This window comes from Methylobacterium sp. BE186 (assembly GCF_031457035.1).
GTDB lineage: Bacteria > Pseudomonadota > Alphaproteobacteria > Rhizobiales > Beijerinckiaceae > Methylobacterium > Methylobacterium segetis.
Genome location: NZ_JAVDVV010000006.1, coordinates 207,870 through 231,602, shown reverse-complemented (window position 1 = coordinate 231,602; position 23,733 = coordinate 207,870). Strand labels below are relative to the sequence as shown.

The 23,733-nt window shown below is 71.8% G+C and carries 20 protein-coding genes; 5 read left to right on the top strand and 15 right to left on the bottom strand.

Translation table 11 applies throughout. The features are described from left to right. Positions 1-2 precede the first annotated feature (2 nt). The 3 genes from J2X36_RS09395 to J2X36_RS09385 all read left to right on the top strand — a co-directional run bounded on the left by J2X36_RS09395 (position 3) and on the right by J2X36_RS09385 (position 3,451). Positions 3-1,436 carry a CpaF family protein gene (locus tag J2X36_RS09395; RefSeq protein WP_310348826.1) on the top strand — a complete coding sequence of 478 codons (1,434 nt, stop codon included), beginning with the start codon at positions 3-5 and terminating at the stop codon, positions 1,434-1,436. Further along, positions 1,436-2,407 (top strand): type II secretion system F family protein, encoded by a 972-nt coding sequence (locus tag J2X36_RS09390; protein ID WP_132255094.1) that lies wholly within the window; start codon positions 1,436-1,438, stop codon positions 2,405-2,407. Before J2X36_RS09395 ends, J2X36_RS09390 begins: the two co-directional genes overlap by 1 nt. A gap of 81 nt (positions 2,408-2,488) precedes the next feature. Then, positions 2,489-3,451 (top strand): type II secretion system F family protein, encoded by a 963-nt coding sequence (locus J2X36_RS09385; RefSeq protein WP_132255093.1) that lies wholly within the window; start codon positions 2,489-2,491, stop codon positions 3,449-3,451. 23 nt (positions 3,452-3,474) lie between these two features. Here the strand turns inward: J2X36_RS09385 and J2X36_RS09380 are convergent, their stop codons facing one another. Then, a complete protein-coding gene (locus tag J2X36_RS09380) occupies positions 3,475-4,332 on the bottom strand; it encodes a tetratricopeptide repeat protein (protein WP_405029757.1) in 858 nt (285 codons plus the stop codon). 110 nt (positions 4,333-4,442) lie between these two features. On the opposite strand from J2X36_RS09380, the gene J2X36_RS09375 reads away from it, so the two are divergent. Then, entirely contained in the window at positions 4,443-5,831 is a 1,389-nt protein-coding gene (locus tag J2X36_RS09375; protein ID WP_310348822.1) for a leucyl aminopeptidase family protein, read from the top strand. 12 nt (positions 5,832-5,843) lie between these two features. Here the strand turns inward: J2X36_RS09375 and J2X36_RS09370 are convergent, their stop codons facing one another. The 14 genes from J2X36_RS09370 to J2X36_RS09305 all read right to left on the bottom strand — a co-directional run bounded on the left by J2X36_RS09370 (position 5,844) and on the right by J2X36_RS09305 (position 22,288). Next, positions 5,844-7,016 (bottom strand): M20 aminoacylase family protein, encoded by a 1,173-nt coding sequence (locus J2X36_RS09370; protein WP_310348820.1) that lies wholly within the window; start codon positions 7,014-7,016, stop codon positions 5,844-5,846. Between the two features lie 127 nt (positions 7,017-7,143). Beyond that, positions 7,144-7,584, bottom strand: coding sequence for a Cu(I)-responsive transcriptional regulator (gene cueR / locus J2X36_RS09365; protein WP_310348817.1), 441 nt, complete (start codon positions 7,582-7,584; stop codon positions 7,144-7,146). Continuing rightward, a complete protein-coding gene (locus tag J2X36_RS09360; protein WP_310348815.1) occupies positions 7,581-10,088 on the bottom strand; it encodes a heavy metal translocating P-type ATPase in 2,508 nt (835 codons plus the stop codon). Before J2X36_RS09360 ends, cueR begins: the two co-directional genes overlap by 4 nt. Positions 10,089-10,205: 117 nt before the next feature. Then, the gene (locus tag J2X36_RS09355) at positions 10,206-11,465 is read right to left on the bottom strand and encodes an ATP-binding protein (protein WP_310348812.1); all 1,260 of its coding nucleotides are present in this window, start codon (positions 11,463-11,465) and stop codon (positions 10,206-10,208) included. A gap of 51 nt (positions 11,466-11,516) precedes the next feature. Then, positions 11,517-12,584 carry a lysylphosphatidylglycerol synthase domain-containing protein gene (locus J2X36_RS09350; RefSeq protein ID WP_310348810.1) on the bottom strand — a complete coding sequence of 356 codons (1,068 nt, stop codon included), beginning with the start codon at positions 12,582-12,584 and terminating at the stop codon, positions 11,517-11,519. A gap of 192 nt (positions 12,585-12,776) precedes the next feature. Next, complete coding sequence (locus J2X36_RS09345) at positions 12,777-13,415, bottom strand: uracil-DNA glycosylase (protein ID WP_310348807.1); 639 nt, start codon at positions 13,413-13,415, stop codon at positions 12,777-12,779. Continuing rightward, positions 13,405-14,163: a PIG-L deacetylase family protein gene (locus J2X36_RS09340; RefSeq protein WP_132255084.1), complete on the bottom strand. Its 759-nt coding sequence runs from the start codon at positions 14,161-14,163 to the stop codon at positions 13,405-13,407. Before J2X36_RS09340 ends, J2X36_RS09345 begins: the two co-directional genes overlap by 11 nt. 8 nt (positions 14,164-14,171) lie before the next feature. Beyond that, entirely contained in the window at positions 14,172-15,410 is a 1,239-nt protein-coding gene (locus J2X36_RS09335) for a glycosyltransferase family 4 protein (RefSeq protein ID WP_310348805.1), read from the bottom strand. After that, positions 15,407-16,285, bottom strand: coding sequence for a sugar phosphate isomerase/epimerase family protein (locus J2X36_RS09330; protein ID WP_310348803.1), 879 nt, complete (start codon positions 16,283-16,285; stop codon positions 15,407-15,409). Before J2X36_RS09330 ends, J2X36_RS09335 begins: the two co-directional genes overlap by 4 nt. Beyond that, positions 16,282-17,871: a YcaO-like family protein gene (locus tag J2X36_RS09325; RefSeq protein WP_310348800.1), complete on the bottom strand. Its 1,590-nt coding sequence runs from the start codon at positions 17,869-17,871 to the stop codon at positions 16,282-16,284. The genes J2X36_RS09330 and J2X36_RS09325 overlap by 4 nt, the downstream gene beginning before the upstream one ends. A 50-nt stretch (positions 17,872-17,921) precedes the next feature. Next, positions 17,922-18,953, bottom strand: coding sequence for a Gfo/Idh/MocA family oxidoreductase (locus J2X36_RS09320; protein ID WP_310348798.1), 1,032 nt, complete (start codon positions 18,951-18,953; stop codon positions 17,922-17,924). Next, on the bottom strand, positions 18,953-20,149 hold the full coding sequence (locus J2X36_RS09315) for a methyltransferase domain-containing protein (RefSeq protein ID WP_310348795.1): 1,197 nt from the start codon (positions 20,147-20,149) through the stop codon (positions 18,953-18,955). Before J2X36_RS09315 ends, J2X36_RS09320 begins: the two co-directional genes overlap by 1 nt. A gap of 31 nt (positions 20,150-20,180) precedes the next feature. Further along, the gene (locus tag J2X36_RS09310) at positions 20,181-21,098 is read right to left on the bottom strand and encodes a hypothetical protein (RefSeq protein ID WP_310348792.1); all 918 of its coding nucleotides are present in this window, start codon (positions 21,096-21,098) and stop codon (positions 20,181-20,183) included. Continuing rightward, positions 21,098-22,288 carry an inositol-3-phosphate synthase gene (locus J2X36_RS09305; RefSeq protein ID WP_310348788.1) on the bottom strand — a complete coding sequence of 397 codons (1,191 nt, stop codon included), beginning with the start codon at positions 22,286-22,288 and terminating at the stop codon, positions 21,098-21,100. Before J2X36_RS09305 ends, J2X36_RS09310 begins: the two co-directional genes overlap by 1 nt. Positions 22,289-22,602: 314 nt before the next feature. Here J2X36_RS09305 and J2X36_RS09300 point away from each other — a divergent pair, with 314 nt between their 5' ends. Beyond that, positions 22,603-23,730 carry a transglycosylase SLT domain-containing protein gene (locus J2X36_RS09300; RefSeq protein WP_405029758.1) on the top strand — a complete coding sequence of 376 codons (1,128 nt, stop codon included), beginning with the start codon at positions 22,603-22,605 and terminating at the stop codon, positions 23,728-23,730. The last annotated feature ends 3 nt before the right edge of the window (positions 23,731-23,733 follow it).

The following is a 23,733-nucleotide window of genomic DNA, read 5'->3' as shown; positions in this document are numbered from 1 at the left end:
CCATGTTCGGTAGACGGCAGAGTGCCGCTGCGGCGCCCGCGGTCGCGGCGCCCGCGTCCAAGGCGCCCGCCCTGCAGGTGCCCGAGCCGGCCGCGCCCCGGCGGCCCGAGCCCGTCGCCGCACCCCCTGCCGAGCAGGTGCGCTCCGAGGATTACTACCGCACGAAGAGCATGATCTTCGGCGCGCTGATCGAGGCGATCGACCTCGCGCAGCTCGCCCGCCTGGACACCGAGACCGCGCGCGAGGAGATCCGCGACATCGTCTCGGAGATCATCGGGCTCAAGAACATCGTCCTGTCGATCGCCGAGCAGGAGGAACTGCTCGACGACATCTGCAACGATGTCCTCGGCTACGGGCCGCTGGAGCCGCTGCTCGCCCGCGACGACATCGCCGACATCATGGTCAACGGCGCGAACCGGACCTTCATCGAGGTGAGCGGCAAGATCCAGCACACGAATGTCCGCTTCCGCGACAACCAGCAATTGATGAACATCTGCCAGCGCATCGTGAGCCAGGTCGGCCGCCGCGTGGACGAGGCCTCGCCCATCTGCGACGCGCGCCTGCCCGACGGCTCGCGCGTCAACGTGATCGCGCCGCCGCTCGCCATCGACGGCCCTGCGCTCACGATCCGAAAGTTCAAGAAGGACAAGCTGACCCTCGATCAGCTCGTGCGCTTCGGCGCGATCTCCCCCGAGGGAGCGGAGATCCTGAAGATCATCGGCAAGGTGCGCTGCAACATCGTGATCTCGGGCGGCACCGGCTCGGGCAAGACGACGCTGCTGAACTGCCTCACCGCCTTCATCGAGCACGACGAGCGCGTGATCACCTGCGAGGACGCCGCGGAGCTGCAGCTGCAGCAGCCCCACGTGGTCCGCCTCGAGACCCGCCCCCCGAACATGGAGGGCCAGGGGCAGGTCACCATGCGCGATCTCGTCAAGAACTGCCTGCGCATGCGGCCCGAACGGATCATCGTCGGCGAGGTGCGCGGCCCAGAGGCTTTCGACCTCCTCCAGGCGATGAACACGGGCCACGACGGCTCGATGGGCACGCTGCACGCGAACTCGCCGCGCGAGTGCCTCTCGCGCATCGAGTCGATGATCACGATGGGCGGCTTCTCCCTGCCCGCCCGGACGCTGCGCGAGATGATCTGCGGCTCCGTCGACGTGATCATCCAGGCGACCCGCCTGCGCGACGGCTCCCGCCGCATCACCCACATCACCGAGGTGCTCGGGATGGAGGGCGAGGTCATCACGACGCAGGACCTCTTCCTGTACGACATCCTCGGCGAGGACGCGAACGGCAAGCTGATCGGGCGTCACCGCTCGACCGGTGTCGGCCGGCCGAGATTCTGGGAGCGCGCCCGCTATTACGGCGAGGAGCGCGCCCTGGCGGCCGCCCTCGACGCCGCCGCGGACCAGGCCGGGCCCGCGCTCTGATGGGCGCCGTCAACCTCCCCATCGCCGCCGGGCTCGGCGCCTTGGCCGCGGGCGCCGTCGCCTACGCGGTCATCCTGCCCCTTCTCAGCGGGGAGCGGCGTGCGGCTCAGCGCCTCAAGGCCGTCAGTGCCTCGGTCTCGGCCTCGGCTACCCGCGGGGTCACGGTCAATCGCCGCGAGCAGGTGGCCAAGACCCTCAACGAGATCGACGCGAAGAGCCGGGGAACCAAGGTCACCCTCGAACTGAAGATCGCCCGCGCGGGCCTCACCTGGAGCCGGCGGACCTACTTCGCGATCTCGGCGCTGCTCGGCCTCGTCATCGGCCTGGTGATCCTGACCGCCACGGAGAACCCGTTCGCCGGGCTCGGGGCCGCCTTCGCGGGCGGGGTCGGGCTGCCGCTCTGGCTGCTGAAATACCTGCGCAAGCGGCGCATCAACAAGTTCATCCTGGAACTGCCCAACGCCGTCGACGTGGTGGTGCGCGGCATCAAGACCGGCATCCCGGTCAACGACTGCTTTCGTATCGTCTCCCGCGAGGCGGATGAGCCGGTGCGCAGCGAGTTCCGGCAGGTGATCGAGGCGCAGACGCTCGGCCTGTCGCTGAGCGACTCGGTGCTGCGGCTCTACGACCGCGTGCCCGTGCCGGAGGTGAACTTCTTCGCGATCGTAATCAACATCCAGCAGCAATCGGGCGGCAACCTCTCGGAGGCGCTCACAAACCTCTCGCGGGTGCTGCGCGAGCGGCGCAAGATGGCCGCCAAGGTCCAGGCGATGAGCATGGAGGCGAAGGCGTCCGGCGGCATCATCGCCTGCCTGCCCTTCGTCGTCGCCGGGATCACCTACTTCACCAGCCCCGATTACATCTCCCTTCTCTGGACGACGGATATCGGTCGTCTCGCGCTGGCCGGCTGCGCCGTCTGGATGTCGATCGGCGTGTTCACGATGAAGAAGATGATCCATTTCGACTTCTGACCCCGCCCCCGGCCCCGCCGAGACCGCGGGCGGACCGGCCGGGGAGGTCGAGCGGACGAGAGCAGCCGCAGAGAGCCCATCATGGTCGAGATCATCGTCGGCAAGCTCATGGACCCCCGCTTCGTGGGCATGGTCCTGACGGGCATCGCGGTCGCCGCGACCGCCTTCGCCGTGCTGCAGCCCTTCCTGGAGCCGGACGTCCTGGCCAAGCGCATGAAGCTCGTCAGCGACGAGCGGGAGCTGATGCGCAAGCGCGAGCGGGAGCGCCTCTCCAGCAAGGCCACCCTGCGCATCGAGCCGAAAGCCTACATGAAGCGGGTCGTCGAGCAATTCGACCTTCACCGCTGGCTCGGCACCGAGACGGCCAAGCGCAAGCTGATGATGGCCGGCTACCGCGGCGTGGGCGCCGAGACGGGCTTCCTGTTCTTCCGCCTCGTCGCGCCGATCACGCTGGGCTTCGGCACGGCCTTCTACCTGTTCGTCCTGGAGGTTCTCGACCAGCCCTTCCTCGTGCAGGTCGGCATCGTGATCCTGGCCGCGCTGCTCGGCATGAAGGCACCGGAACTCTACCTGATGAACAAGGCCAAGAAGCGCCAGGCGGAGATCCGCCTGGCTTGGCCGGACGCCCTCGACCTGAGCCTGATCTGCGTCGAATCCGGCATGGCGGTCGAGAACGCCTTCCGGCGCGTCAGCACCGAGATCGCGGCGCAATCCGTCGTGCTCGCGGAGGAGCTCGCCCTGATGACGGCCGAGCTGTCCTACCTGCCGGATCGGCGCATGGCCTACGAGAACCTCGCGACCCGCGTCGGCATCGAGGCGGTCAAGTCGGTGAGCACCGCCCTGATCCAGGCGGAGCGCTACGGAACGCCGGTGGGGCAGGCGCTGCGGGTGCTCTCACAGGAGAGCCGCGACCAGCGCATGAACGAGGCGGAGAAGAAGGCGGCGGCGCTGCCGCCAAAGCTCACCGTGCCGATGATCCTGTTCTTCCTGCCGGTCCTGTTCGTCGTCATCCTGACGCCGGCCCTGATCCAGGTCTTCCGGTAGGGAGCGGCGACCGCTCCGGCCTCTCACCCGCGCGGGGCGGGCTTGCGGGCGGCGTGGTCCGCCTTCGCCGCACCCGATCGGGTCGCGAAGGAGCGCAGGGCCTGCACGTTGGCGGCCGCCTCCTCCGGCGGCAGGTCGCGCCGCAGTTCCGCCTCCGCGTCGGGGAGGCGGCCCTTGAGGCCGAGCACGAGCGCGAGGTTCTGGCGCACGCGGGGATCGGCCCCCGGCTGCGCGGCGGCGAGGCGCAGGGTCTCCTCAGCCCGGTCGAGCTGGCGGGAGAGCGCGTAGGACAGGCCGAGATTCGACAGGACCATCGGCTCGTTCGGCCGGATCTTCAGGGCCGCGTCGTAGAATCCTTGCGCGCGGGCGTGGTCGCCGAGCTGGTCGGCGACCGACCCTTGCGCCGACAGCACCCGCCAGTCGGGCTGGGCGGGCGTGTGCGCGTTCTGCAGGACCTCGGCCGCCTCCTCGAACCGGCCGACCTCGGCCAGGGTCTTTCCGTAGGCGGCGAGCACCGCGACGTTCTTCGGATTGCGGAGCGCGGCCTGCTGCAGCACCGCCGCGGCCTGCGTGCGCTGACCGACGGCGCGCAGGCCCTGGGCGTAGCGCATGGCGGTGTTGAGATCGTTCGGATCGGAGGCGTAGCTCGCGCCGAGCGCCTCGACCTCGCGGCGGGAGATGGTCCGCTCGGGTCCAGAGCCGCCGAGCCCGAGGGACGGGAGGCCCCCGATCGAGCCGGTCGTCTCCGGGGAGCGCGACTGGCACCCGGCCGCCAGCAGGGAGACCAGGAGGGCGGCGGCGAGCGGGCTTCGGCGCATGCTTCCGGCCGGGCGGCCCGCCTTCGCAGAGGCCGTAGGGGCGGTCGAGTGCGCCGTGATCATGCTACGCTCCGGACAGGGTCGCGGCCGCCCGCTTCACGGGCTCGCCCCGCCGGTGATAGAGCGTTAACCCTAATCCCCGGTTAAGGCTTCGGCCCCTCCCCTTCGGACGCATGACGAACCCAGCCTCGCCCGAATTCCTGCCCGCCGGCAGCCGTGCCATTCCGATCCGCTGCGTCGGCACCGCGGGCTGGCCCGAGACGGAGGCCGCCCTCTCCTCTGCCCAGAGAACCTACCTGCGGGCGACGGACTTCGCCCCGAAGCCGGGCCGCCTCGCCTTGCTGCCGGCCGAGGACGGCTCGATCGCACGCGTGCTGTTCGGCCTCGGCGAGGCGGAGGGAGCGGGCCGCGACCGGCTGGCCGCCGGCCGGCTGCCGGGGCTGCTGCCGCCCGGCAGCTACCGCCTGGAGGGCGGGATCGACCCGGCCGAGGCCGCCCTCGCGTGGCTTCTCGGCAGCTACCGCTTCGGGCGCTACCGGGAGGCGACGGGCGACAGGCCCCGCCTCGTCGCACCGGACGGCGTCAACGCCGCCGAGATCGGGCGGATCGCGGGCGCCGTCGCGATGGGGCGCGACCTCGTCAACACGCCGGCGAACGATCTCGGCCCGGCCGAGATCGCGGCGGTCGCATGCGATCTCGCGCGGCGCCACGGCGCGTTGATCGCGATCATCGCGGATGAGGCGCTGGCGCGCGACTTCCCGCTCGTGCACGCGGTCGGTGCCGCCTCCGTGCGGGCACCCCGGCTGATCGACCTGACCTGGGGGTCGCCGGACGCGCCGCGCGTCACCCTCGTCGGCAAGGGCGTGGCCTTCGACACGGGCGGCCTCGACATCAAGCCCTCCGCCGGCATGCTCCTGATGAAGAAGGACATGGGCGGAGCGGCCGCCGCGCTCGCCGTTGCCGACATGGTGATGGGGGCCGGGCTGAACCTGCGGCTGCGCCTCCTCATTCCCGCCGTCGAGAACGCCGTCTCGGGCGCGGCCTTCCGGCCCGGCGACGTGCTGGCGAGCCGCGCGGGCCTGAAGGTCGAGATAGGCAACACCGATGCCGAGGGGCGCCTGATCCTCGCGGACGCGCTCGCCCTCGCCGATGCCGAGGAGCCGGACCTCCTGATCGATTTCGCGACCCTGACCGGCGCGGCCCGGGTGGCGCTCGGGCCTGACCTGCCGGCCTTCTTCACGGAGGACGAGGCCCTCGCCGGCGCGGTCGCGGCGGCGGGCCTCGAGGCGGCGGATCCCGTCTGGCGCCTGCCGCTGCACGCGCCCTACGCGAGCCTGCTCGACTCGAAGGTCGCCGACCTCAACAACGTCTCGGGCGGCCCCTTCGCGGGGGCGATCACGGCGGCCCTGTTCCTGCGCCGCTTCGCGCCGAAGACCCGCGCGCATGTCCATTTCGACCTGTACGGCTGGAACCCCTCGACGAAGCCGGGGCGTCCGGAGGGCGGCGAGGTGCAGACGGCGCGCCTCGTCTACCGGCTGCTGAAGGATCGCTACGGGGGGTGATCGGGCGCGCCCTCACCCCTGCAGCGGCAGCCCCCTCTCGATGAGGCGGGCCCAGAGCGAGGCGCCGTAGGGGGCGGCCGCGTCGCAGAAATCGTATTCGGGGTGGTGCAGGCCCGCGCTCGGCCCGTTGCCCATGAAGATGTAGGCGCCGGGCCGGTGGGCGAGCATGTAGGAGAAATCCTCGGCCGCCATCAGCGGCGCGACGGCCCGGTCGACCTGTGCCTCTCCGACGACCTGCGCCGCCACATCGGCCATGAACTGCGCCTCGGCCGGGTGGTTCTCCGTCACCGGGTAGCTGCCGCTGAAATCGATCTCGCCCGCCGCGCCGAAGGCCGAGGCGACGTTCCGGACGACTTCCCGAACCCGGTCCTTGATCGTGCCCCGCACCTCCTGCGAGAGGGCACGCAGGGTGCCCCGCAGGGTGACGCTGTCGGGCAGGACGTTGAACGCCTCGCCGGCCTCGAGCGCGCAGACCGAGACCACCGCCGATTGCAGCGGATCGACGGAGCGTGACACGATCGATTGCAGGGCGACGATGACGTGGCTCGCCACCAGCACGCTGTCGACCGCGTGCTGCGGGAGGGCGGCGTGCCCGCCGCGGCCGCGGATCGTGATGGTGAAGCGGTCCGTCGAGGCCATGATCGGACCGGGCCGGATCGCGAAGCGCCCGACCGGCAGGTTCGGGATGTTGTGCAGGCCGTAGACCGCCTCGATGCCGAAACGCTCCATCAGCCCGTCATGCACCATCGCCTCGCCGCCGCCGCCGCCCTCCTCGGCCGGCTGGAAGATCATCACGGCGGTCCCGTCGAAGGCGCGGGTCTCGGCGAGGTATCGGGCGGCGCCGAGCAGCATCGCCGTGTGCCCGTCGTGCCCGCAGGCATGCATCCGGCCCGGCACCGTCGAGCGGTAGGGCAGATCCCGAACCTCCTGGATCGGCAGGGCGTCCATGTCCGCGCGCAGGCCGATCGCCCGGTTCGAGGCGGTGCCGCGCCCGCGGATGACGCCGACGACGCCGGTGCGGCCGATGCCGGTGACGACCGCGTCGCAGCCGAAGCCGCTCAGCTTCTCGGCGACGAAGGCCGCCGTCCGCTCGACGTCGTAGAGCAGCTCCGGATGGGCGTGCAGGTCGTGGCGCCACGCGGTGATCTCGTCCGCGAAGGCGCCGATGCGGTCGACGACGGGCATGGCTCTCGGAGGGTCTGGCGATGTGAAGGGCGGACGGGCCGTCCGGCCGGTGGGCGCGGCCCGCAGCTCTCGCCGTGCGCACCGGGCTTTCGGCCAGCAAACAGGAGGCCAACCGCCGGGTCAACGGTCAGGGGCGCGGGGAGGTCCCCGCATCCGGCCTCTCGGCGAGATCGTCGAGGATCGGGCAATCGGGCCTCTCGTCGCCGCAGCAGCGCTCCGCGAGGTCCGAGAGCGTGCCCGCCATGCCCTCGAGCTCGGCGATCCGGCGCCGGAGCGCGGCGACGTGATCGAGGGCGATGGCCTTCACCTGCGCGCTCGACCGGCTGCGGTCCCGCCACAGGGCGAGGAGACCGCCGATCGCCTCCATCGAGAAGCCGAGGTCCCGGGCCCGGCGCACGAAGCGCAGGGTGTGCAGATCCGCCACGCCGTAGGTGCGGTAGCCGCTCTCGGCCCGGATCGGTGCCGGCAGCAGGCCGATCGACTCGTAATAGCGGATCATCTTGGCCGAGACGCCGGTCAGCCGCGCCGCCTCCCCGATGGTGATCCGGCCCGGCTCGCGCCCCTTCATGCCGGCCGCTCCGCCGGAACCGTACCGGCACGCCCCGGCGCGGCGCGCCCGCCGGACCGGCGCAGCCGCAGGGAATTGCCGACGACGAAGACGCTCGACAGGGCCATCGCGCCGGCCGCGAGCACCGGCGAGAGGGCGGGTCCGCCGATGAGGGTCAGCGCGCCCGCCGCCACCGGGATAAGGGCGGCGTTGTAGGCGAAGGCCCAGAACAGGTTCTGGCGGATGTTGCGCATCACCGCCCCCGACAGGTCGCGCGCGGTGACGAGGCCGTCGAGGGCACCCGACATCAGGACCACGTCGGCGCTCTCGACCGCGATGTCCGTGCCTGTCCCGATCGCGATGCCGACATCGGCCTCGGCCAGCGCCGGCGCGTCGTTGATGCCGTCCCCGACGAAGGCGACCGCGCCCTGCGCGGCGCGAAGGGCGCGCACCGCCTCGACCTTGCCCGCCGGCAGCATGTCGGCCGCGACCTCCGCGATACCGAGGTCCCGCGCGACGCTCTCCGCCGTGAGCCGATTATCTCCCGTCACCATCGCGACGGCGATGCCGCGCGCTCTCAGCGCCGCCACGGCCTCCGCGGCCCCTGCCTTGACGGGATCGGCCACCGCGATGAGGGCCGCGAGATGCCCGTCGAGGGCGACGTAGAGCGGGCTGCGCCCGGCCGCGGCGAGGCGCCCGGCCTCCGCAGAGAGCGTCCCCGTGTCGATGCCGAGGCGCGCCAGGTAGCGCCGGGCGCCGACGGCAACGCGGCGCCCGCCGATCCGGCCCGTGACGCCGAAACCGGGCACCGCCTCGAAATCCTCGACCGCGGCGAGGGTGAGCCCCCGCTCGCGCGCGGCCAGGGTGACCGCCTCGGCGTACGGGTGCTCCGAGCGCGCCTCGACGCCGGCCGCGAGGGCCAGCACCTCGTCCTCCGCGATCCCCGCCGCCGCGACGAGATCCGTCAGGCGCGGGCGGCCCTCGGTCAGCGTGCCCGTCTTGTCGAGGGCGACGACGCGGACGCCGCGCAGGGCCTGGAGGGCGGCGCCGTTGCGGAACAGCACGCCGCGCTCGGCGGCGCGGCCGGTGCCGACCATGATCGAGGTCGGCGTCGCGAGGCCCATCGCGCAGGGGCAGGCGATGATGAGCACCGCGATGGCGTTGACGAGGGCGTGGCCGAGGGCCGGCTCGGGGCCGAGGATCAGCCAGGCCAGGAAGGTGGCGGCCGCGACCGCGATTACGGCCGGCACGAAGCGGCCGGTCACCCGGTCGACCAGCGCCTGGATCGGCAGCTTGGCGCCCTGCGCCGCCTGCACCATCCGCACGATCTGCGCGAGCACCGTCTCGGCTCCGACCCGCTCGACCCGCAGATCGAACCCGCCCGGGCCGTTGAGCGTGCCGCCGACGACCGAACTCTCCGGCTCCTTGCGGGCGGGGACGGGCTCGCCCGTGACCATGCTCTCGTCCACGAAGCTCGCGCCGGCCACCACGAGGCCGTCCGCGGAGACGCGCTCGCCCGGCCGCACCCGCACGATGTCGCCGACCCGCAGCGCATCGAGGCCGATCTCGGTCTCGGCGCCGTCGCGGATGATGCGCGCGGTCTTCGGCGCCAGCCCGACTAGACGGGCGATGGCCGCGCCGGTGCGGCCCTTGGCGCGGGCTTCGAGGAAGCGCCCGAGAAGGATCAGCGTGACGATGAGGACGCTCGCCTCGAAATAGAGATGGGCGCTGCCCGCCGGCAGCCAGCCCGGCGCCAGCGTCGCGACGAGGGAGTAGAGGTAGGCCGCGCCCGCCCCGAGGGCGACGAGCGCATTCATGTCCGGGTGCCCGCGCAGCAGCCCGGGCACGCCGCGGGCGAAGAAGCGCCGACCCGGGCCGACCAGGACCAGCGTCGCGAGCGCCGCCTGCAGGAGCGAGGGCGCCTGCGCTCCGGCCAGTCCGGAGACGGCGTGATGGAACCCGGGCAGGAGGTGGCCGCCCATATCCAGCACGACGATCGGCAGCGACAGGATCGCTGCGGCGATGAGATCGCGCCGCAATCGGGCCGCCTCCGCCGCATGCCGGTCCGTCGGGTCGATCGAGGCTGCGGCGGGCTCGGCCCTCGCCGCGTAGCCGGCCGCCTCGACGGCGGCGACGAGGTCCTCGGCCGAGACGAGCCCGTCCGCGTGCCGCACCTGGGCCTCCGCCGTGGCGAGATTGACGCTCGCGGCCGAGACGCCCGGCACCGAGGCCAGCGCCCGCTCGACGCGGCCGACGCAGGAGGCGCAGGTCAGCCCCTCGACCCGCAGCACCGTCTCCGCCTGAGGGATCGCGTAGCCCGCCGCGGCGACGGCCTCGGCGGCCTCGCCCGGTGCCCCGGGCGCCCCGAGAACGAGGCTCGCACGGCCGCTGGCGAGGTTCACGGAGACGTCGCGGGCGCCGGGCAGGGCCGCGAGCGCCCGCTCGACGCGACCGACGCAGGATGCGCAGGACAGGCCGGAGACGGGAAAGCTCAGGATACGGGGTCGAAGAGCGGTATCGGACATGGGAGAGGATCGCGTCTGCCTATCCAGGATCCCTCATGTGGGGCTTCCCATGATGGGAAGGTCAAGGGCGGGACGGCTGGCTCGCGCCGCCATCCTCGCGGCAGCCGGTGGGCCGGATCAGCGCCCCGTCCCCGTCTCGCCCGGCGGCGGCTCGGGCAGCCTGACGCGGACGACGGTGCCGCGGCCGATCTCGCTCTCGATCGTCAGCCGCCCGCGGTGACGGTTCAGCGTGTGCTTGACGATGGCGAGGCCGAGCCCCGTCCCGCCCTGCTGGCGGCTCGACGTGACGTCGACCCGATAGAAGCGCTCGGTCAATCGGGGGAGGTGCTCGGGCGGGATGCCGGGGCCGTCATCGGCGACCGCGAGCTCGGTCTCGGGCTCGCCGAGACGTCCCTGCACGGCGCGGGCGAGCGAGACCGTGACCTGGGTGCCGCCGTATTTCACCGCGTTCTCGATCAGGTTCTCGACCACGCGCAGCAACTCGTCGCGCTCTCCCAGAACGGGATAAGCGCCCTCCTCCGCCTGCACGGCCACGCCGACGCCGCGCTCGGCGGCGAGCGGTGCCTGCGCATCCACCATCTGGCGCGCGATCTGGCCGAGATCGACCGTCTCGGTCGGGGCGACGTGCTCGCGCAATTCGATCCGCGACAGCGAGAGCAGGTCGTCGATGAGCCGCGTCATCCGCTGCGCCTGCGTGCGCATGATGGCGAGGAAGCGCTCGCGGGCGGCGACATCGTTGCGGGCCGGCCCTTGCAGGGTCTCGATGAAGCCGAGGAGCGAGGCGAGCGGCGTGCGCAGCTCGTGGCTGGCATTGGCCACGAAATCGACGCGCATCGCTTCGAGGCGCTGCGCCGAGGTGAGGTCGCGCAGGAACAGCACCACGTTCGGCTGGCCGCCCGCCTGCGGCATCGGCAGGGCGCCGATCTGCACCTCGAAGCTGCGCTCGGTCGGCACGCGGGTGGCGTAGCCGGTCTTCAGCGGCAGGCCGGTGCGCAGGACCTCCTCGATGCCGTCGAGGATCTCCGGTGCCCGCAACGCGAAGGAGAGCGGGTGGCGCAGCTTCAGGTTCGGGAGGAGCGCGCGCGCGGCGGGGTTCGCCTCGAGGACGACGGAGCGGCGATCGATCAGGATGACGGGATCGGGAATGTTGGCGAGCAGCGCCTCGGCGATGGCGTGGCGGGCCGGGCTTGCGGCCTCCGTCCGCGCCGCGACGGGGGGCCGGTGGCGCCCGCCGATCGAGCCTCCGAGCCCGGCCGCGGCGAGTGCGGCGGCGGTGAGGGCGAGGTCGAGGGAGCCGTCGAGCCAGGCGACGGCGAGGAGGGAGGCCGCCGCCACGCCCGCCCCCGTCCAGGCGGCCCGGCGCGCGCCCTCGGCCATCAGAGGATCCCGGCCATCGAGAACGGCGCCCTCAGCGGCGGGCAGGAGGCGTCACGGCCGCCCGTCCGGATCGGCGCCGCGGCGTACCTGCTGCGCCCGCTTGAAGATCTCGTAGGCGCCGAGCATCGCGAGGGCGAGCACGAAGGGAACGAGGTAGTAGCAGACCCGGAACAGGAGCAGCGAGCCGAGCACTTGGTCCCGCGGCAGGCTCGACAGGGCGAGGAGGATCGTCGCCTCGAACACGCCGAGGCCGCCCGGCGCGTGGCTCGCGATGCCGAGCATGGCGGCGAGGACGTAGACGGCGAGGAAGGTGGTGAAGCCGATCGTCAGGCCCGGCGGCAGCAGGAGGTAGAGGACGGCTGCCGCGGCGCAGACGTCGCCGATGCCGACGAGCATCTGGCTGAAAGAGACGGAGGCGCCCGGAAGCTCGAGCCGCCAGCCCTTCACCTTCACGCTGCGCCGCTTGAGCGAGACCCAGGCCAGATAGCCGAGCACCGCGACGAGGGCGGCGAGGCCGACGCCCTGGTTCAGGCGGATCGAGGTGAAGGTCAATCCCGCGAGCTGGCCCGCCTCCACGATGAGGCTGAGGCCCAGCACGACGCCCATGCCGAGCCAGAAGGTGAAGCCCGCGATCACCGTGAGCGCGGCGATCTTGGGGGCCGACAATCCCTCCCGGGAGTAGATCCAGTAGCGGATCGTTCCCGCGGTGAAGAGCGGAAAGCCGAGGGTGAAGCTCACCGCGTAGCTCGTGAACGAGGCGAGCGCCGTGATGCGGTAACGGACCTTCACCTTGAGCTGGCGCAGGGCGAGCGCGTCGTAGCCGGTGAGGAACAGGTAGCTCACGCAGACGAACAGGAAAGCGAGGCCCAGCTGCTTCGAGGTCGCCGCCGTGAAGGCCGCGTGCAGCTCCGCCCAGGTGACGGTCTGGACGAGTTTCCACAGGACGCCGATCGAGACGGCGAAGAGGATCACGCTCGCGGCGGTGCCGATCCAGGCGTAGCGGCTCCGCATCCCGGACGACCGGGCGACCTGCGGCACGCCGGCGGCTTCCGCCGTCCGGTCGGCCTCGATCGCCTCGGCGTCGTCGAGCGCCTTCTGATGCTGTCCGACAAAATTCATACGTTCGGCGTTCGCCTCCGCCGGGTGCCCCGCCCGGCGCGAAGCGGGCGGTGAATCATTCCCCGAGCCTGTGCCGGACCGCGGCCCGTTGGCGAGGCATTTAGGGGCAATGGCCGTCAAAGGCCAGCGAGGCCGTCCGAATCCGGCGGTCCCTTCCCATCCGTTTTCGTCCCTGCGCACGGTGAGCGCAGATCACCGTTGCGTGAATCCGGGGCCTGCGAGATGGGCGGCGGCCGCGGCCAAGCCTTGGCGGATGCGCTCGGCGACGGCCGGCGAGGTGCAGACATAGGTCGGGCTCGGATGCGGGATGGCGACGACGGGCAGGGCCGGGCGCAGCGCCTGGAGCGCGGGTCTGGCCTCGCCCGCGAAACGGCCGGCCAGCACCGCCACGGTCAGGTCGGGCAGCCGGTCGAGGAGCGGCTCCAGATAGGCGGCGGCCGCCTTCGCCTCGCCCCGTCGCGGCGCCCGGTTCAGGGCGCCCTCGGCGTGGATCACCCACGGCACCGTGTTCCAGATCAGGGTGTCCCGCCGCGCGATGCCGGCGCCCGCGAGGAAGCGGAACAGGTTGGCGGCTGTGCCCGTGGCGTTGTCGCGGGAGACGAAGCCGGTGCGAAAGATCGCGGGGCCGGGCGTCTCGAGAAGGAGGAGGAGCCGCGCCCCGACGCCGCCATCGAGCGGATCGGGATCCGGCACGGGCGCCTGCCGCTCCGCGGCGATGGTCCGGGCGAGGTCCCGCAGGGGTGCCAGGTGGGGCGAGCCGAGAAGGGCGCGCCGGGCCGCGAGCGCCGCCGGATCGGCGAGGCTTTTCGGAGCGGCGGGCTCAGGCGCCATCGGCCCCCGGAATGCCGGCCGGCAGGATCCCGGAGACCCGGAACCGCTCGACGCCGCGCTCCTCGGCGAGGCGCCGGGACAATCCCTCGCGGCCGCCGAACTGGAAGCCGATCTGCGTCGCGTAGGCCGCGCAGGCGGCCTCCTTGCGGGCCTCGGCCTCCGGCGTGAGGCGGATCTCTCGCTCCGTAAGATCCGCGAAGCGCGTGCGCAGCGGTTCCTTCGGATCGGCGCTGCGCACCGTGTAGGGGAAATCGCGCCACCACAGCACCGGCAGCCCGGTCTCGATGGCGTCGAGGGCCCGCACCATCTGGACGTGATCGACGTGGCCGCCGATCGCTTGCGGCGCGGCGAGGAGATCGGGCCGCAATTCCGCGACGAGGTCGCGGAGTGCCGGGGCGAGTGTCCCGACGATCCCGTCATCGGCCCGCGTCGGCCCGAACAGCTCGGGCGCCGAGCCGTAGCCGCGGTGCGGCGCCTCCCGGAACGGCAGGTGACGCGGCTCGGAGATGCCGAGGGCCATCGCCGCCGCCCGGTCCTCCTCGCGGCGGAGCGCCATGTAGTCGACCTCCGCCGGCAATCCCTTGTCGAGCTGGCAGGCGAGCGCGAAGCCCCGGGGCTCGGGCACGCTGCCCGTGAACGGGGTCGCCATGACGACGTGCCAGCCGGCCTCGGCGAGCATCGCCAGCGTGCCGCCGCAGGAGAAGGCGGCGTCGTCGAGATGCGGCGAGAGGGCGAGCGCGGTGGGCATGTGTCGACCTAGAGGAGGTGCGGCTCCGCCCGGAACCGGCAGGCGGGATCGACGGGCAGATCGGGCGAGAAGCGCGTGTCCGGATGCGCACCCGCGATCGTCGCGTAGATCCCCATGATCTGGCGGCCGACCGTCTCCCAGGAATAGACGCGGCGGCACTCCTCCAGGCCGGCGCGGGCGATGCGGCGGCGCAAGTCCGCGTCCGCGATCACGCGGGCGAGCGCGTCCGTCAGTGCCGGCACGTCGCCGGGCTGGGTCAGGAGCCCGTTCTCGCCGTCGCGCAGGCAGTCGGAGACGCCGACAGAGTGGGTCGAGACCACCGCGAGCCCCGCCGCCATCGCCTCCAGGATGGTGTTCGAGAACCCCTCCGCGTAGGTCGGCGAGACGAAAGCGTCGGCCTGCCGGTAGAGGTCGGGCACCGTCGCGTAGTCGGCGTATCCCGTGAAGCGGAGCGCCGCCTCGGGCAGGCCGCGCTCGGCCGCGCGGGCCCGCGACGCCTCGACATCGGGGCCGATGCCGGAGATCGTCGCGGAGAACGGCGTGCCGCGATCGCGCAGGTGTCCGAGCGCGTCGATGAAGTCGAGCACGCCTTTCCGGCGGTCGACGCGGCCGTGATAGAGGAGGCGCACCGGGCCGGCATGGGGCTCGGGCAGCCCCTCCTCCGTCGTCTGCGCGAACCGCGCGGTGTCGACCGCGCCCGGCACGATGGTGAAGCGGCCCGGGTCGGTGCCGAGCCGCTCGCAGACTTCCGCCACGAAGGAGCGGCCTCCGATGAGGAGCGCGTTGGCGTGGTCGAGCACCGCGCACATGGCCCGGCGGTGCGTCTCGCAGCAGGAGCCGACCCAGTGGCCGTCCCCGCCCTGGATCGAGACCACGTTCGGAACGCCGAGCCTGGCGGAGGCGAGAAGGACCGCCCAGCCGGTCGGGTAGCCGTACTGGGCGTGCAGGACGTCGAAGGGCGCGCGCGCATGCTCGGCCGCGATCGTCTCGACCATCGTCCCGACGTCGCGCTCGAAATCGCCGCCCTCCTGCTCGCCGAGCTGCTCGAGGCCGATCACCCGGACTCCCGGGACGGGCGGGGGCGGGCCGCCGCCGTAGACACGGGTGCCGAACGCGTCGCCCCGGTACTGGCTGATCATCGTCACGTCGTGGCCGGCGCCGACGAGTTCGCGCAGGAGATTCTGCGCGTAGACGCTCATGCCGGATATCGCCGGGAAGTAGCGCCGGCTGACGAAGCAGATCCTCATCGGACAGGGGTTTCCCGTACGCTCGTGTCGGGCGGCGGCAGTTCCGGGCCCGGCCGCCGGCAATTCTTCAGGTATTCGAGCGCCTTCGGGATCATCGCGTCGGCTCGGTGGCTCTCGCGGGAGAGCTCGACGCAGATCAGCTTGCCGAAATGGATCGCTTCGAGGGCGTCGAGCACCCCCGGCACGTCCATGTCGCCCTCGCCGAAGGGCAGGTGCACGTGGACGCCGCGCGCCATGTCCTCGATCGCCACGGTGCCGATGCGGGGCGCGAACTCGGCGACCGCCGCCGCCGGCTCCCGCTCGCCCGTGACGAGGCAGTGGCCGGTGTCGAGGGCGAGGGACAGGCCTTCGACCTGGAGCGCCGCGAAGTCGTCGAGCGTCTCGATCAGCATGCCGGGCTCGGGCTCCAGGCAGGGCACGATGCCATTCTCGCGGGCATAGGCCACGACCTCGTTGAGGCCTTCAGTGAGCCAGAGCCGCGCCTCCGCAGGGTCGATGCCGGGCTTCGGCACGCCCGCCCAGAACGACACGGCCTCGGATTTCAGGATCGCGCCGATCTCGATCGCCCGCTTCAGGAAGCCGATCCGGCGGGCGCGCCCCGTGGCGTCGGCCGTCACCAGGGTCGGCTCGTGCTTGGCCCGCGGGTCGAGGAGGAAGCGGGCGCCCGTCTCGATGACGGAGTCGAGGCCGAGGCGCTCCAGGCGGCTGGCGACCCGCTCGGCTTCCCGCGCCCAGGTCTCGGCGAAGGGGTCGAGATGGTGGATGTCGAGGGTGAGCGCGATGCCGTCGTAGCCGGCACCGGCGATGAGGTCGATCGCATCGTCGAGGCGGTGATTGGCGGCCCCGTTGGTGTTGTAGGCGAAGCGGAGACTCATGCGGCCCGTCCCCTCTGCTCCAGCCGGAACGGCGCGTGGTGCGATTCCGGCTCGCGATAGAGGGGATAATGGCTGCCGACGATCTCCTCGGCCAGGGCCACGTCGAAGAGCGGCTGGCCGCCGAAGCGCTCGATCGCCTCGGGCGTCAGGCGGATCGGGCGCAGGGTCTCGCTGGGCGTGCCGAAGCGGACGAGGGGGTGATCGCGCTCGATGAGCTTGCGCGCGTTGCGCTCGCCGATCCGGTAGTAGCTCATGGTCTCGACCTCGAGCCCCGGCACGATCGCCTTGACGACGCCGACCCCGCCGCCGGGCGGCGAGCAATCCACGTAGAGGATGTCGAAGCCCGCCTCGGACAGACGCTCGCAGGCGATGGCGCCGCGCGCGTGCCCGTCGGCGGCCGGCGTCGTCGGCAGATCCGCGAAGGATTTCGTCGTGCGCTCGGAATAGACGGTGTCGGCGAGCACCGTGTGCAGCTCCTCCGGCGGCAGCACGATCCATTCGAGCATGGCCTTCAGCGCCCGGCTCTCCTCCAGGTCGAGGCTCGGCAGGGCCTTCTCGATGAAGTCGCGGACGTAGCCCGGCGGCGTGACCCGCTCGGCGAAGGAGAGGGGGCCGTGCCCGAAGGCCTTGCGGACCCGCGCCGCCTGGAATTCGAGGAGCGCCTTGCGCAGGGCCCGCTCCCGGTCCGGGTCGCAGGCCTCGCCGCAGGCCGAGAGGGCGATCGGCGCCGGCGCGTCGGAGGGATTCCGGTCGTAGCCGACGACGTAGAGGTTCGTCAGGCCGAACTGGTCGGTGGCGAATTTCGGCAGGGCCCGGATGCCGAGCGATTCCAGCCTTGCCAGCATGCCTGAGGTTTCGGGCCCAAGCCCTTGCGAGAGATCGAGCATCACGCCCTGGTCGAGGGCCCGGAACAGGAGGCCGTTGCCGTCCCGCTGCAGCAATTCCAGAACGCCGTGGCCGAGGGCGAAGGGCACGTCCGGCCCTGCGCCGAGGCCGTTCGTGATCAGGTTCGTGAAGGGCTTGTAGCCCTCAGACAGCTCGAAATAATCCGTCGCCGCGACGTCGAGGGGCATCAGCACCGTCTCGCCGGTCGGGTGGCGGGTGGCGGCGGTCCATTCGAGCACGGTGTCGCGGTCCACGGGCGAGCCTGCGGGGAGGCCGAGCGTGAGCGGGTCGGCGACCGAGCGGGCGCCATGGACGCGCACGAGATCGGTGTAGGATCCCCGCTCCTTCCGGCGCGGGATCAGCGCGAGCGAGGGCATCAGGTTCTCGGCGATCTCGGCCACCGCGCCGATGATCGCCTCGTCGTCGGTCGCCCCGTAGCCGATGCCGCTCGGCATGGCGCCGACGAAATAGGGATCGTCGAGGAAGAGCGAGACGAACCAGACCGGGATTCCGGTGCGGTCGAGGGGCGCCAGCGGAAAGCCGACGATGCGCCCTTCGGGCAGCACGTCGAGATAGGCGCGCACGGGCTCGGGCAGGGAGTCCGGCAGGCCCTCGATCCGGCGCTTCTGCCCGAACCGATAGGCGCGCGGCGCCTTCAGGCGGGCGTGGCGGGCGCGGTCGTCCTGATCAAGCTCGGTCATGGTCTTCGATTCATCCCGTTCCGCATCGCCGTCCGACCGGTGCCGTGCCCTCAGCGGCCCGCCCGCGGCCCGTCCCGGCGGCGCTCGCTCTCGTAGGCTTCCACCACGAGCCGCATCGTGTGCAGGTCGCGCTCGACCGAGTAGGCGTCGCGTTCCTCCGGACGGCGCAGGGCCGAGCCGAAGGCGCGCACCTGCTCCAGGAAGGGCGAGGCCTGCGTGTCGAAGGCGATCTCCTCCGCACGCCCGCTGGCGCCGTCGGTCAACGTCACCGTGCCGCCGGCCACCTGCCCCATCGTGTCGATGGCGGTGAGCATGCCCCTGGTGCCCACCACCTCCAGCCGCCGCCGCGGCAGAGCGTCGGGGCAGTTGTAGGCGACGTGAAGGTTGGCGAGCACGCCCGCGCCCGTGCGCCCGATCAGCAGGGCGCCGTCATCGACCGCGTAATCCTGCGCGCGGGCCTGCGTCAGGGCGACGATCTCGGTGATCGATTCGCCGGTGAGGAAATCGACGAGGTCGAGCCCGTGCGGCGCGAGGTCCATCAGGGCGCCGCCCCCCGCCTGGAGAGGGTCGATGCGCCAATTGTCGAGGCCCTCGACGGAGGCCCAGCCCCGATCGAGCCAGCAGGCATAGACGATGCGCACGGCGGTCACGGTGCCGAGCCGGCCTGCCTCGATCAGGGCCCGCATGGCGCGGTGGCCGGGATGGTGGCGCTGGTCGAAGGCGGTGCCGTAGAAGATGCCGCCGCCGCGCACGGCCTCGGCCATCGCCTCGGCATCGCCGAGTTGCGCCGCCATCGGCTTCTCGCAGAGCACGGCCTTGCCGGCCGCGGCCAGGGCCACGACCGCCTCGCGGTGCAGATGGTTCGGGGTGGCGACGTAGACGGCCTCGATCTCGGGATCGGCCAGAAGGTCTGGGAGTGTCGCGTAGGCCCGCGCTCCTTCCGCCTCCGCCGCCCGGCGGGAAGCCTCCCCTGGGTCGCAGACGGCGACGAGGCGATGCCCGGCGGCGCGGATGCCGGGCGCCATGTAGTCGCGCGCGACCCAGCCGTAGCCGACGATGCCCCAGGCGACGCCGTCGGTCATCACCAGCGCTCCGGCAGATCGACGAATTCCCGCCGCCGCACACGCTCGGCCTCGGGAGCGGTCGGGGGGCCGACCCAGTCGAGCGCGTCCGGTCCGTCCGAGCGCATCGGGTAGGTGACGGCGGCTGCGTATTCCTGCTCGTAGCGCTCGGACGGCCAGCGGATCTCGTAATCCCCTGCCCCGTCGGGTGCGTAGAGCGGGTTGAGGCGCAGATGCGTGCCCTCGCGGGGCAGCGTCAGGCCGTCGATGATCGCGCGCGGCGCCGGGCGCATCCCGGGCCCCGCCACCACCGAGAAGGCTTCGCAGCCGCGGATCTCGGCCGGCAGCCGGGGCGCGGGGGCGCGGGTCTCCACGAGGGCCCGGGTCAGCTCGGCGTCGTCATAGACGAGGGCGTCCGGAAACAGCTCCTCGATCTCCTCGGCCGAGACGGCCCGGCCCGCCGAGAAACCCGGCCGGTCGCTGTTGTGGATGTGGCTGAGGGCCAGCCAGCCGTCGTCCCCCGCGTTCTGGCGGAGGCATTCGAGCAGAGATGCCTTGTCGTCGAGGAAGTAGAAGGCGTCGTTGCAGACGACGAGATCGACTGGCGCGCCGCCGACCGGCCAGTGGGGCGAGGCCGCATCGAAGCAGACGAGTTGCGCCCCCTTCCCCACCACCCAGTGGCGGGCGACCCAGAGCTTGGCGAAGACCACGTCCGCGCCCGCGACCTTGGCGCCGTGGCGCTGCAACTCGCGCAGGTAATGCCCGATGCCGCAGGCGAACTCGAAGACGCAGGCGGGCTCGTTCCAATGCGCCTCCAGCAGCGCAAGCCCGGCCAGGAAGGTCGGATCGCTCCAGCGGTGAAGGAAGTAGTCTCCGACGCGGCCCCAGCCGAGGAGGCGCATCGCGTCGCGCAGGCTGGCCTCCTCGCGCCCGTGCACAAGGGCTTCGAGGTCGGCCCGGTCCGCTGGCGGACCGTTCCACCAATCGTCCTGGTCGGCGAGGAGGGCCACGAGAGCCTTCTCGCGGCCGTTCGCTGCCTCCGCATCGTCGAGATGCGCCAGCACTTCGGCAATGAGAGCCTCACGGCCGATGCGCAGGTACGGGATCCCGTCGATCACCGGCCAGCGGGCGCCGGTCTCGGCGTCGCGCAGGGAATGCGGCGTGTCGGAACGGAGCGCGTTGCCCGTCTCGGGGGAGGTCAGGGTGAAGGGGATCATGCTCTGCTACCCGCCCCCGTCGCGTGTGCGATCACGGGATGCGCATATCCTTCAGCACCCGATCATGGAACCCCTTCACCGGCCCCGCATGGACGAGTTCCATCTCGTCGAGCACGGTGCCCATGGTGAGCGAGGCCGCGCGCAGGTGCTGCGCGATCTGCAGCACCCGGTCGATCGCGTCCGCCGCGTGGAAGGCGCGGCCCTCCGCGGTGGCGTCGTCGGGCAGCACGGCCCGGGCCCGCTCGACGGTCGCGCGCAGGGGCGGGTCGAGTTCGTCGAGCGCCCATTGCGTGGTGCGCGCCATGATCGGCCCGAGATGATCGCCGAGCAGCATCTCGCCGGTGAAGCCGGCATCCGGCATCGCCGCGTTGTGGAAGTGGTGCGCCATCGCCGCGAGGAACACGGTGGTCGGGTCCGCCCGGTAGAACGGGCTCAGCACGACGCCGTAGACGGCGACCATCAGGCAGTGCTCGGCGTGGTTCTCCGGCGGCTCGAGGAGGATGCGGGGCTTGCCGGGGCAGGTCACGCCCGCGCGCGGCTGCTGCGCCAGCGCCGCGACGAAACCCGGTAGCGAACCCGCCTCCAGCGCTTCCCGGCTTCTGAGCCGCTCCCGCAGCCGCCCGCGAAGGCCGGCTTCCAGCTCGGGCGTGACCGCGTCGAAGCCGGCGACGAGCACGTCGCCCACGGCCGCCTCGGAGAGGCCCGCCGAGGCCAGGAAAGGGGCGTCGAGGTCGCAGAGGCGGCAGGCGGCGAGCGTCTTGGCCGTGATCTCGAGGGCCACGGCCTCGGGCGCGGCTCCGCCCGTCAGGGCGCTCCACCCCTGCGCGAACAGGCGCTCGGCGACCGAGCCCGCGCGCCCGGCCGAGCGGACGCGCTTGAGGTCGTTCAGCTCGACGAGTAGCTCGCGGAGCGCGACGGGTGCTGCGGCGCCCTCCGACGGGCCCGGCATCAGTGCACGCCGAGCCAGTCGAGCAGCATCTGCTCCTGCTTGCCGAAGGCGTGCTCCGGCCCGTGGCCGTTCTTGACCATCGGCGCCTTGAAGAAGGTCGAGAGTTGCTCCTGCACGCCGCCGTCGCCGCGCTTCTTGGCGAGGTCCAGCACGCGGGCGATCTCGATGACGAGGGGCGCGGCCAGGATCGAGTCCTTGCAGAGGAAGTTGACCTTGATCTGCATGCGCTGCCCGAGGAAGCCGGTCACGTCGATGTTGTCCCAGGCTTCCTTGTCGTCGCCGCGGGGGCGGTAATAGTGGATGTGCACGAGGTGGTCCTCGACCGGGTAGCCGAGGATCGAGTCGAGCACCGTGCCCTTGGTGTTGAGCTTCGATTGCAGCGAGCTCGGATCGTTGAGGGCGAGACCGTCGCGGTTGCCGAGGATGTTCGTCGAGAACCAGCCGTCGACGTGCAGCGCGCGCGCCTTCAGCGCCGGCGCCAGCACCGTCTTCATCATGGTCTGGCCGGTCTTGCCGTCCTTACCCGCGACCGGGACGTTGAGCTCTCGCGCGAGGTCGAGCAGCGCCGGCACGTCGGCGGCGACGCTCGGCGTGAAGTTCGCGTAGGGCACCCCGCTCTTGATCGCCGCGTAGGCGTAGAGCATCGCCGGGCTGATCGATTCGTCGCTCGCGTCGAGCCCCTTCTCGAAGGCGGCCGAGGAGTTCAGCACCGGCTCGCTGAGATCGGGCCAGCGCTCCGTCGAGGCGAGGTTGACCACGACCACCTCGTCGAGGTTGCTCTCCTGGCGGAAGCGCCGCAGGTCGTTGGCGATGATGGAGACCGTCTCGCGGTGATCCTTGGCGACGATGCGGTTGCCGCCGTCGATGTTCTTGCAGAACTTGGCGCTGCCGACCGCCGGCCAGGGCGTGATGCCCTTCAGGACCTGGGCGCCGTTCTCGATATCCTGCTTGGTGAGCACACCGTGGCCCGTCGCGGCCGAGGCGAGGTCGTCGCCGTTGAGATCCCAGCCGCCGAAGACGAGATCCTTGTAGTCGGCCATGCCGGCGACCGGAACGTTGGCGAGCGGCAGGCCGTCGAGCCTGTTCGACCCCGACTTGATCATCTCGATGCCGGCGATCGCTGTGGTGGCGACCGCGCCACCCATGCCAACGAACGCAACGCCGACGCGGCGACCGGTCTGCATGCTCATCGGAACCGAACTTCCTTGCTGTGAAGACGCGGGGGCGTCGGACGGGCCAGGAGAGCCAGCCCCGCGTGGGACTAGGTAACTGGCTCGGTCAGGCTTCGTTCCAAGCCCCGCTCGGACAAATTTCTGCCCCCGTTCCCCTGAACCGCGCCCGAACGGATCGTTAAAAATCCGTAAAAACGCAGGGTTAACCGGCCCTTAAGGGTGCCACGGTTGGATCACCGGGTCGTCCCATTGTGGACACAGGGGGCGGCGACATAGCCGCCACTTGATCGAAGCCGCGCCCAAGCAAGCCGCGGCACGAAAAAGGAAGAATGATGGGGGTTTTCCCGGAGCCGGCGCTTTGCGCCGACGACGCGAGCCGTCTCGTGCTGAGCGAGACTGTGGATCAAGATCAGACCGTAGCGTGGCTGCTGCGAGCCGAGCCGAAAAGACAGGGCCGGCGCCATGCCAATATTCGCCGTCGTCTGCTGACGACTTTGCTGGCTGGCCTCGTCGGCTTCAGTTTGCCGCAGAGCGCGCTGGCGCCCGCCTCCGCTCACGATCGCATCGACGAGCGGGCCGTCGCGGCCCGGGATCTCGCGAGCCGGACGGCGCCGGAGAGGCCGGCGGACTGGGGCGGCGTGCCGCTCCTCGAGCAGGAGCCCGCCACCACGGCTCTCATCGTGAGCGATCTCGCCAGCCTGCCCCAGCCCCGCACCGGAGCCGGTGACGAGGTGCTGCGCTTCGGCGAGATGAGCGTGCCGCGCGCGATCGTCGAGACGATCCTGCGGGCCTCGGCGGAGGCCGGGGTCGATCCCGTCTACATGATGGCGCTGGCCGACAAGGAATCGAGCTTCTCGGCGCGCGCCAAGGCCGCGACCTCGTCGGCCGAGGGCCTGTTCCAGTTCGTCACCGCGACCTGGCTGGAGATGATCCGCGATTTCGGTGCCCGCTACGGGTACGAGGACGAGGCCGCCGCGGTCACCGGGCGCGGCGCCGCCATCACCGTCTCGGGCGAGGGCATGCGCGAGCGGGTGCTGCGCCTGCGCCGCGACCCCTACGTCGCCTGCCTGATGGCGGCGGAGCTGATCAAGCGGGATCGCGCCCGGATCGAGGCCCGGATCGGACGTGACCTGAAGACCTCGGAACTCTACCTCGCCCACTTCTTCGGCACGTCGAGCGCCGGCCGCTTCCTGGCGCTGAGCGCCGAGCAGCCAGGCACGGTCGCCTCGAAGGAATTCCGGAGCGCGGCCCGGGCCAACCGGTCCCTGTTCACGGAGAAGGCCGGCAAGGGGCGCCGCGGCCTGACGGTCGCCGAGGTCTACGACAAGATCGACGACATGATCGACCGCCGTCTGAACCAGTACGAGGGCGTCGCCGCGCTTGCCGGGACCCTCATGCGGGAGGAGCGCGAGGACGGGCGCGTGAAGGTCACCGACGCCTCGCTGCCCGAGCTCCGCTGAGGC

Coding starts and splice junctions, on each gene's coding strand:
- J2X36_RS09395 (WP_310348826.1), top strand. CDS start 3: ATGTTCGGTAGACGGCAGAGTGCCGCTGCGGCGCCCGCGGTCGCGGCG.
- J2X36_RS09390 (WP_132255094.1), top strand. CDS start 1,436: ATGGGCGCCGTCAACCTCCCCATCGCCGCCGGGCTCGGCGCCTTGGCC.
- J2X36_RS09385 (WP_132255093.1), top strand. CDS start 2,489: ATGGTCGAGATCATCGTCGGCAAGCTCATGGACCCCCGCTTCGTGGGC.
- J2X36_RS09380 (WP_405029757.1), bottom strand. CDS start 4,332: ATGATCACGGCGCACTCGACCGCCCCTACGGCCTCTGCGAAGGCGGGC.
- J2X36_RS09375 (WP_310348822.1), top strand. CDS start 4,443: ATGACGAACCCAGCCTCGCCCGAATTCCTGCCCGCCGGCAGCCGTGCC.
- J2X36_RS09370 (WP_310348820.1), bottom strand. CDS start 7,016: ATGCCCGTCGTCGACCGCATCGGCGCCTTCGCGGACGAGATCACCGCG.
- cueR (WP_310348817.1), bottom strand. CDS start 7,584: ATGAAGGGGCGCGAGCCGGGCCGGATCACCATCGGGGAGGCGGCGCGG.
- J2X36_RS09360 (WP_310348815.1), bottom strand. CDS start 10,088: ATGTCCGATACCGCTCTTCGACCCCGTATCCTGAGCTTTCCCGTCTCC.
- J2X36_RS09355 (WP_310348812.1), bottom strand. CDS start 11,465: ATGGCCGAGGGCGCGCGCCGGGCCGCCTGGACGGGGGCGGGCGTGGCG.
- J2X36_RS09350 (WP_310348810.1), bottom strand. CDS start 12,584: ATGAATTTTGTCGGACAGCATCAGAAGGCGCTCGACGACGCCGAGGCG.
- J2X36_RS09345 (WP_310348807.1), bottom strand. CDS start 13,415: ATGGCGCCTGAGCCCGCCGCTCCGAAAAGCCTCGCCGATCCGGCGGCG.
- J2X36_RS09340 (WP_132255084.1), bottom strand. CDS start 14,163: ATGCCCACCGCGCTCGCCCTCTCGCCGCATCTCGACGACGCCGCCTTC.
- J2X36_RS09335 (WP_310348805.1), bottom strand. CDS start 15,410: ATGAGGATCTGCTTCGTCAGCCGGCGCTACTTCCCGGCGATATCCGGC.
- J2X36_RS09330 (WP_310348803.1), bottom strand. CDS start 16,285: ATGAGTCTCCGCTTCGCCTACAACACCAACGGGGCCGCCAATCACCGC.
- J2X36_RS09325 (WP_310348800.1), bottom strand. CDS start 17,871: ATGACCGAGCTTGATCAGGACGACCGCGCCCGCCACGCCCGCCTGAAG.
- J2X36_RS09320 (WP_310348798.1), bottom strand. CDS start 18,953: ATGACCGACGGCGTCGCCTGGGGCATCGTCGGCTACGGCTGGGTCGCG.
- J2X36_RS09315 (WP_310348795.1), bottom strand. CDS start 20,149: ATGATCCCCTTCACCCTGACCTCCCCCGAGACGGGCAACGCGCTCCGT.
- J2X36_RS09310 (WP_310348792.1), bottom strand. CDS start 21,098: ATGCCGGGCCCGTCGGAGGGCGCCGCAGCACCCGTCGCGCTCCGCGAG.
- J2X36_RS09305 (WP_310348788.1), bottom strand. CDS start 22,288: ATGAGCATGCAGACCGGTCGCCGCGTCGGCGTTGCGTTCGTTGGCATG.
- J2X36_RS09300 (WP_405029758.1), top strand. CDS start 22,603: ATGGGGGTTTTCCCGGAGCCGGCGCTTTGCGCCGACGACGCGAGCCGT.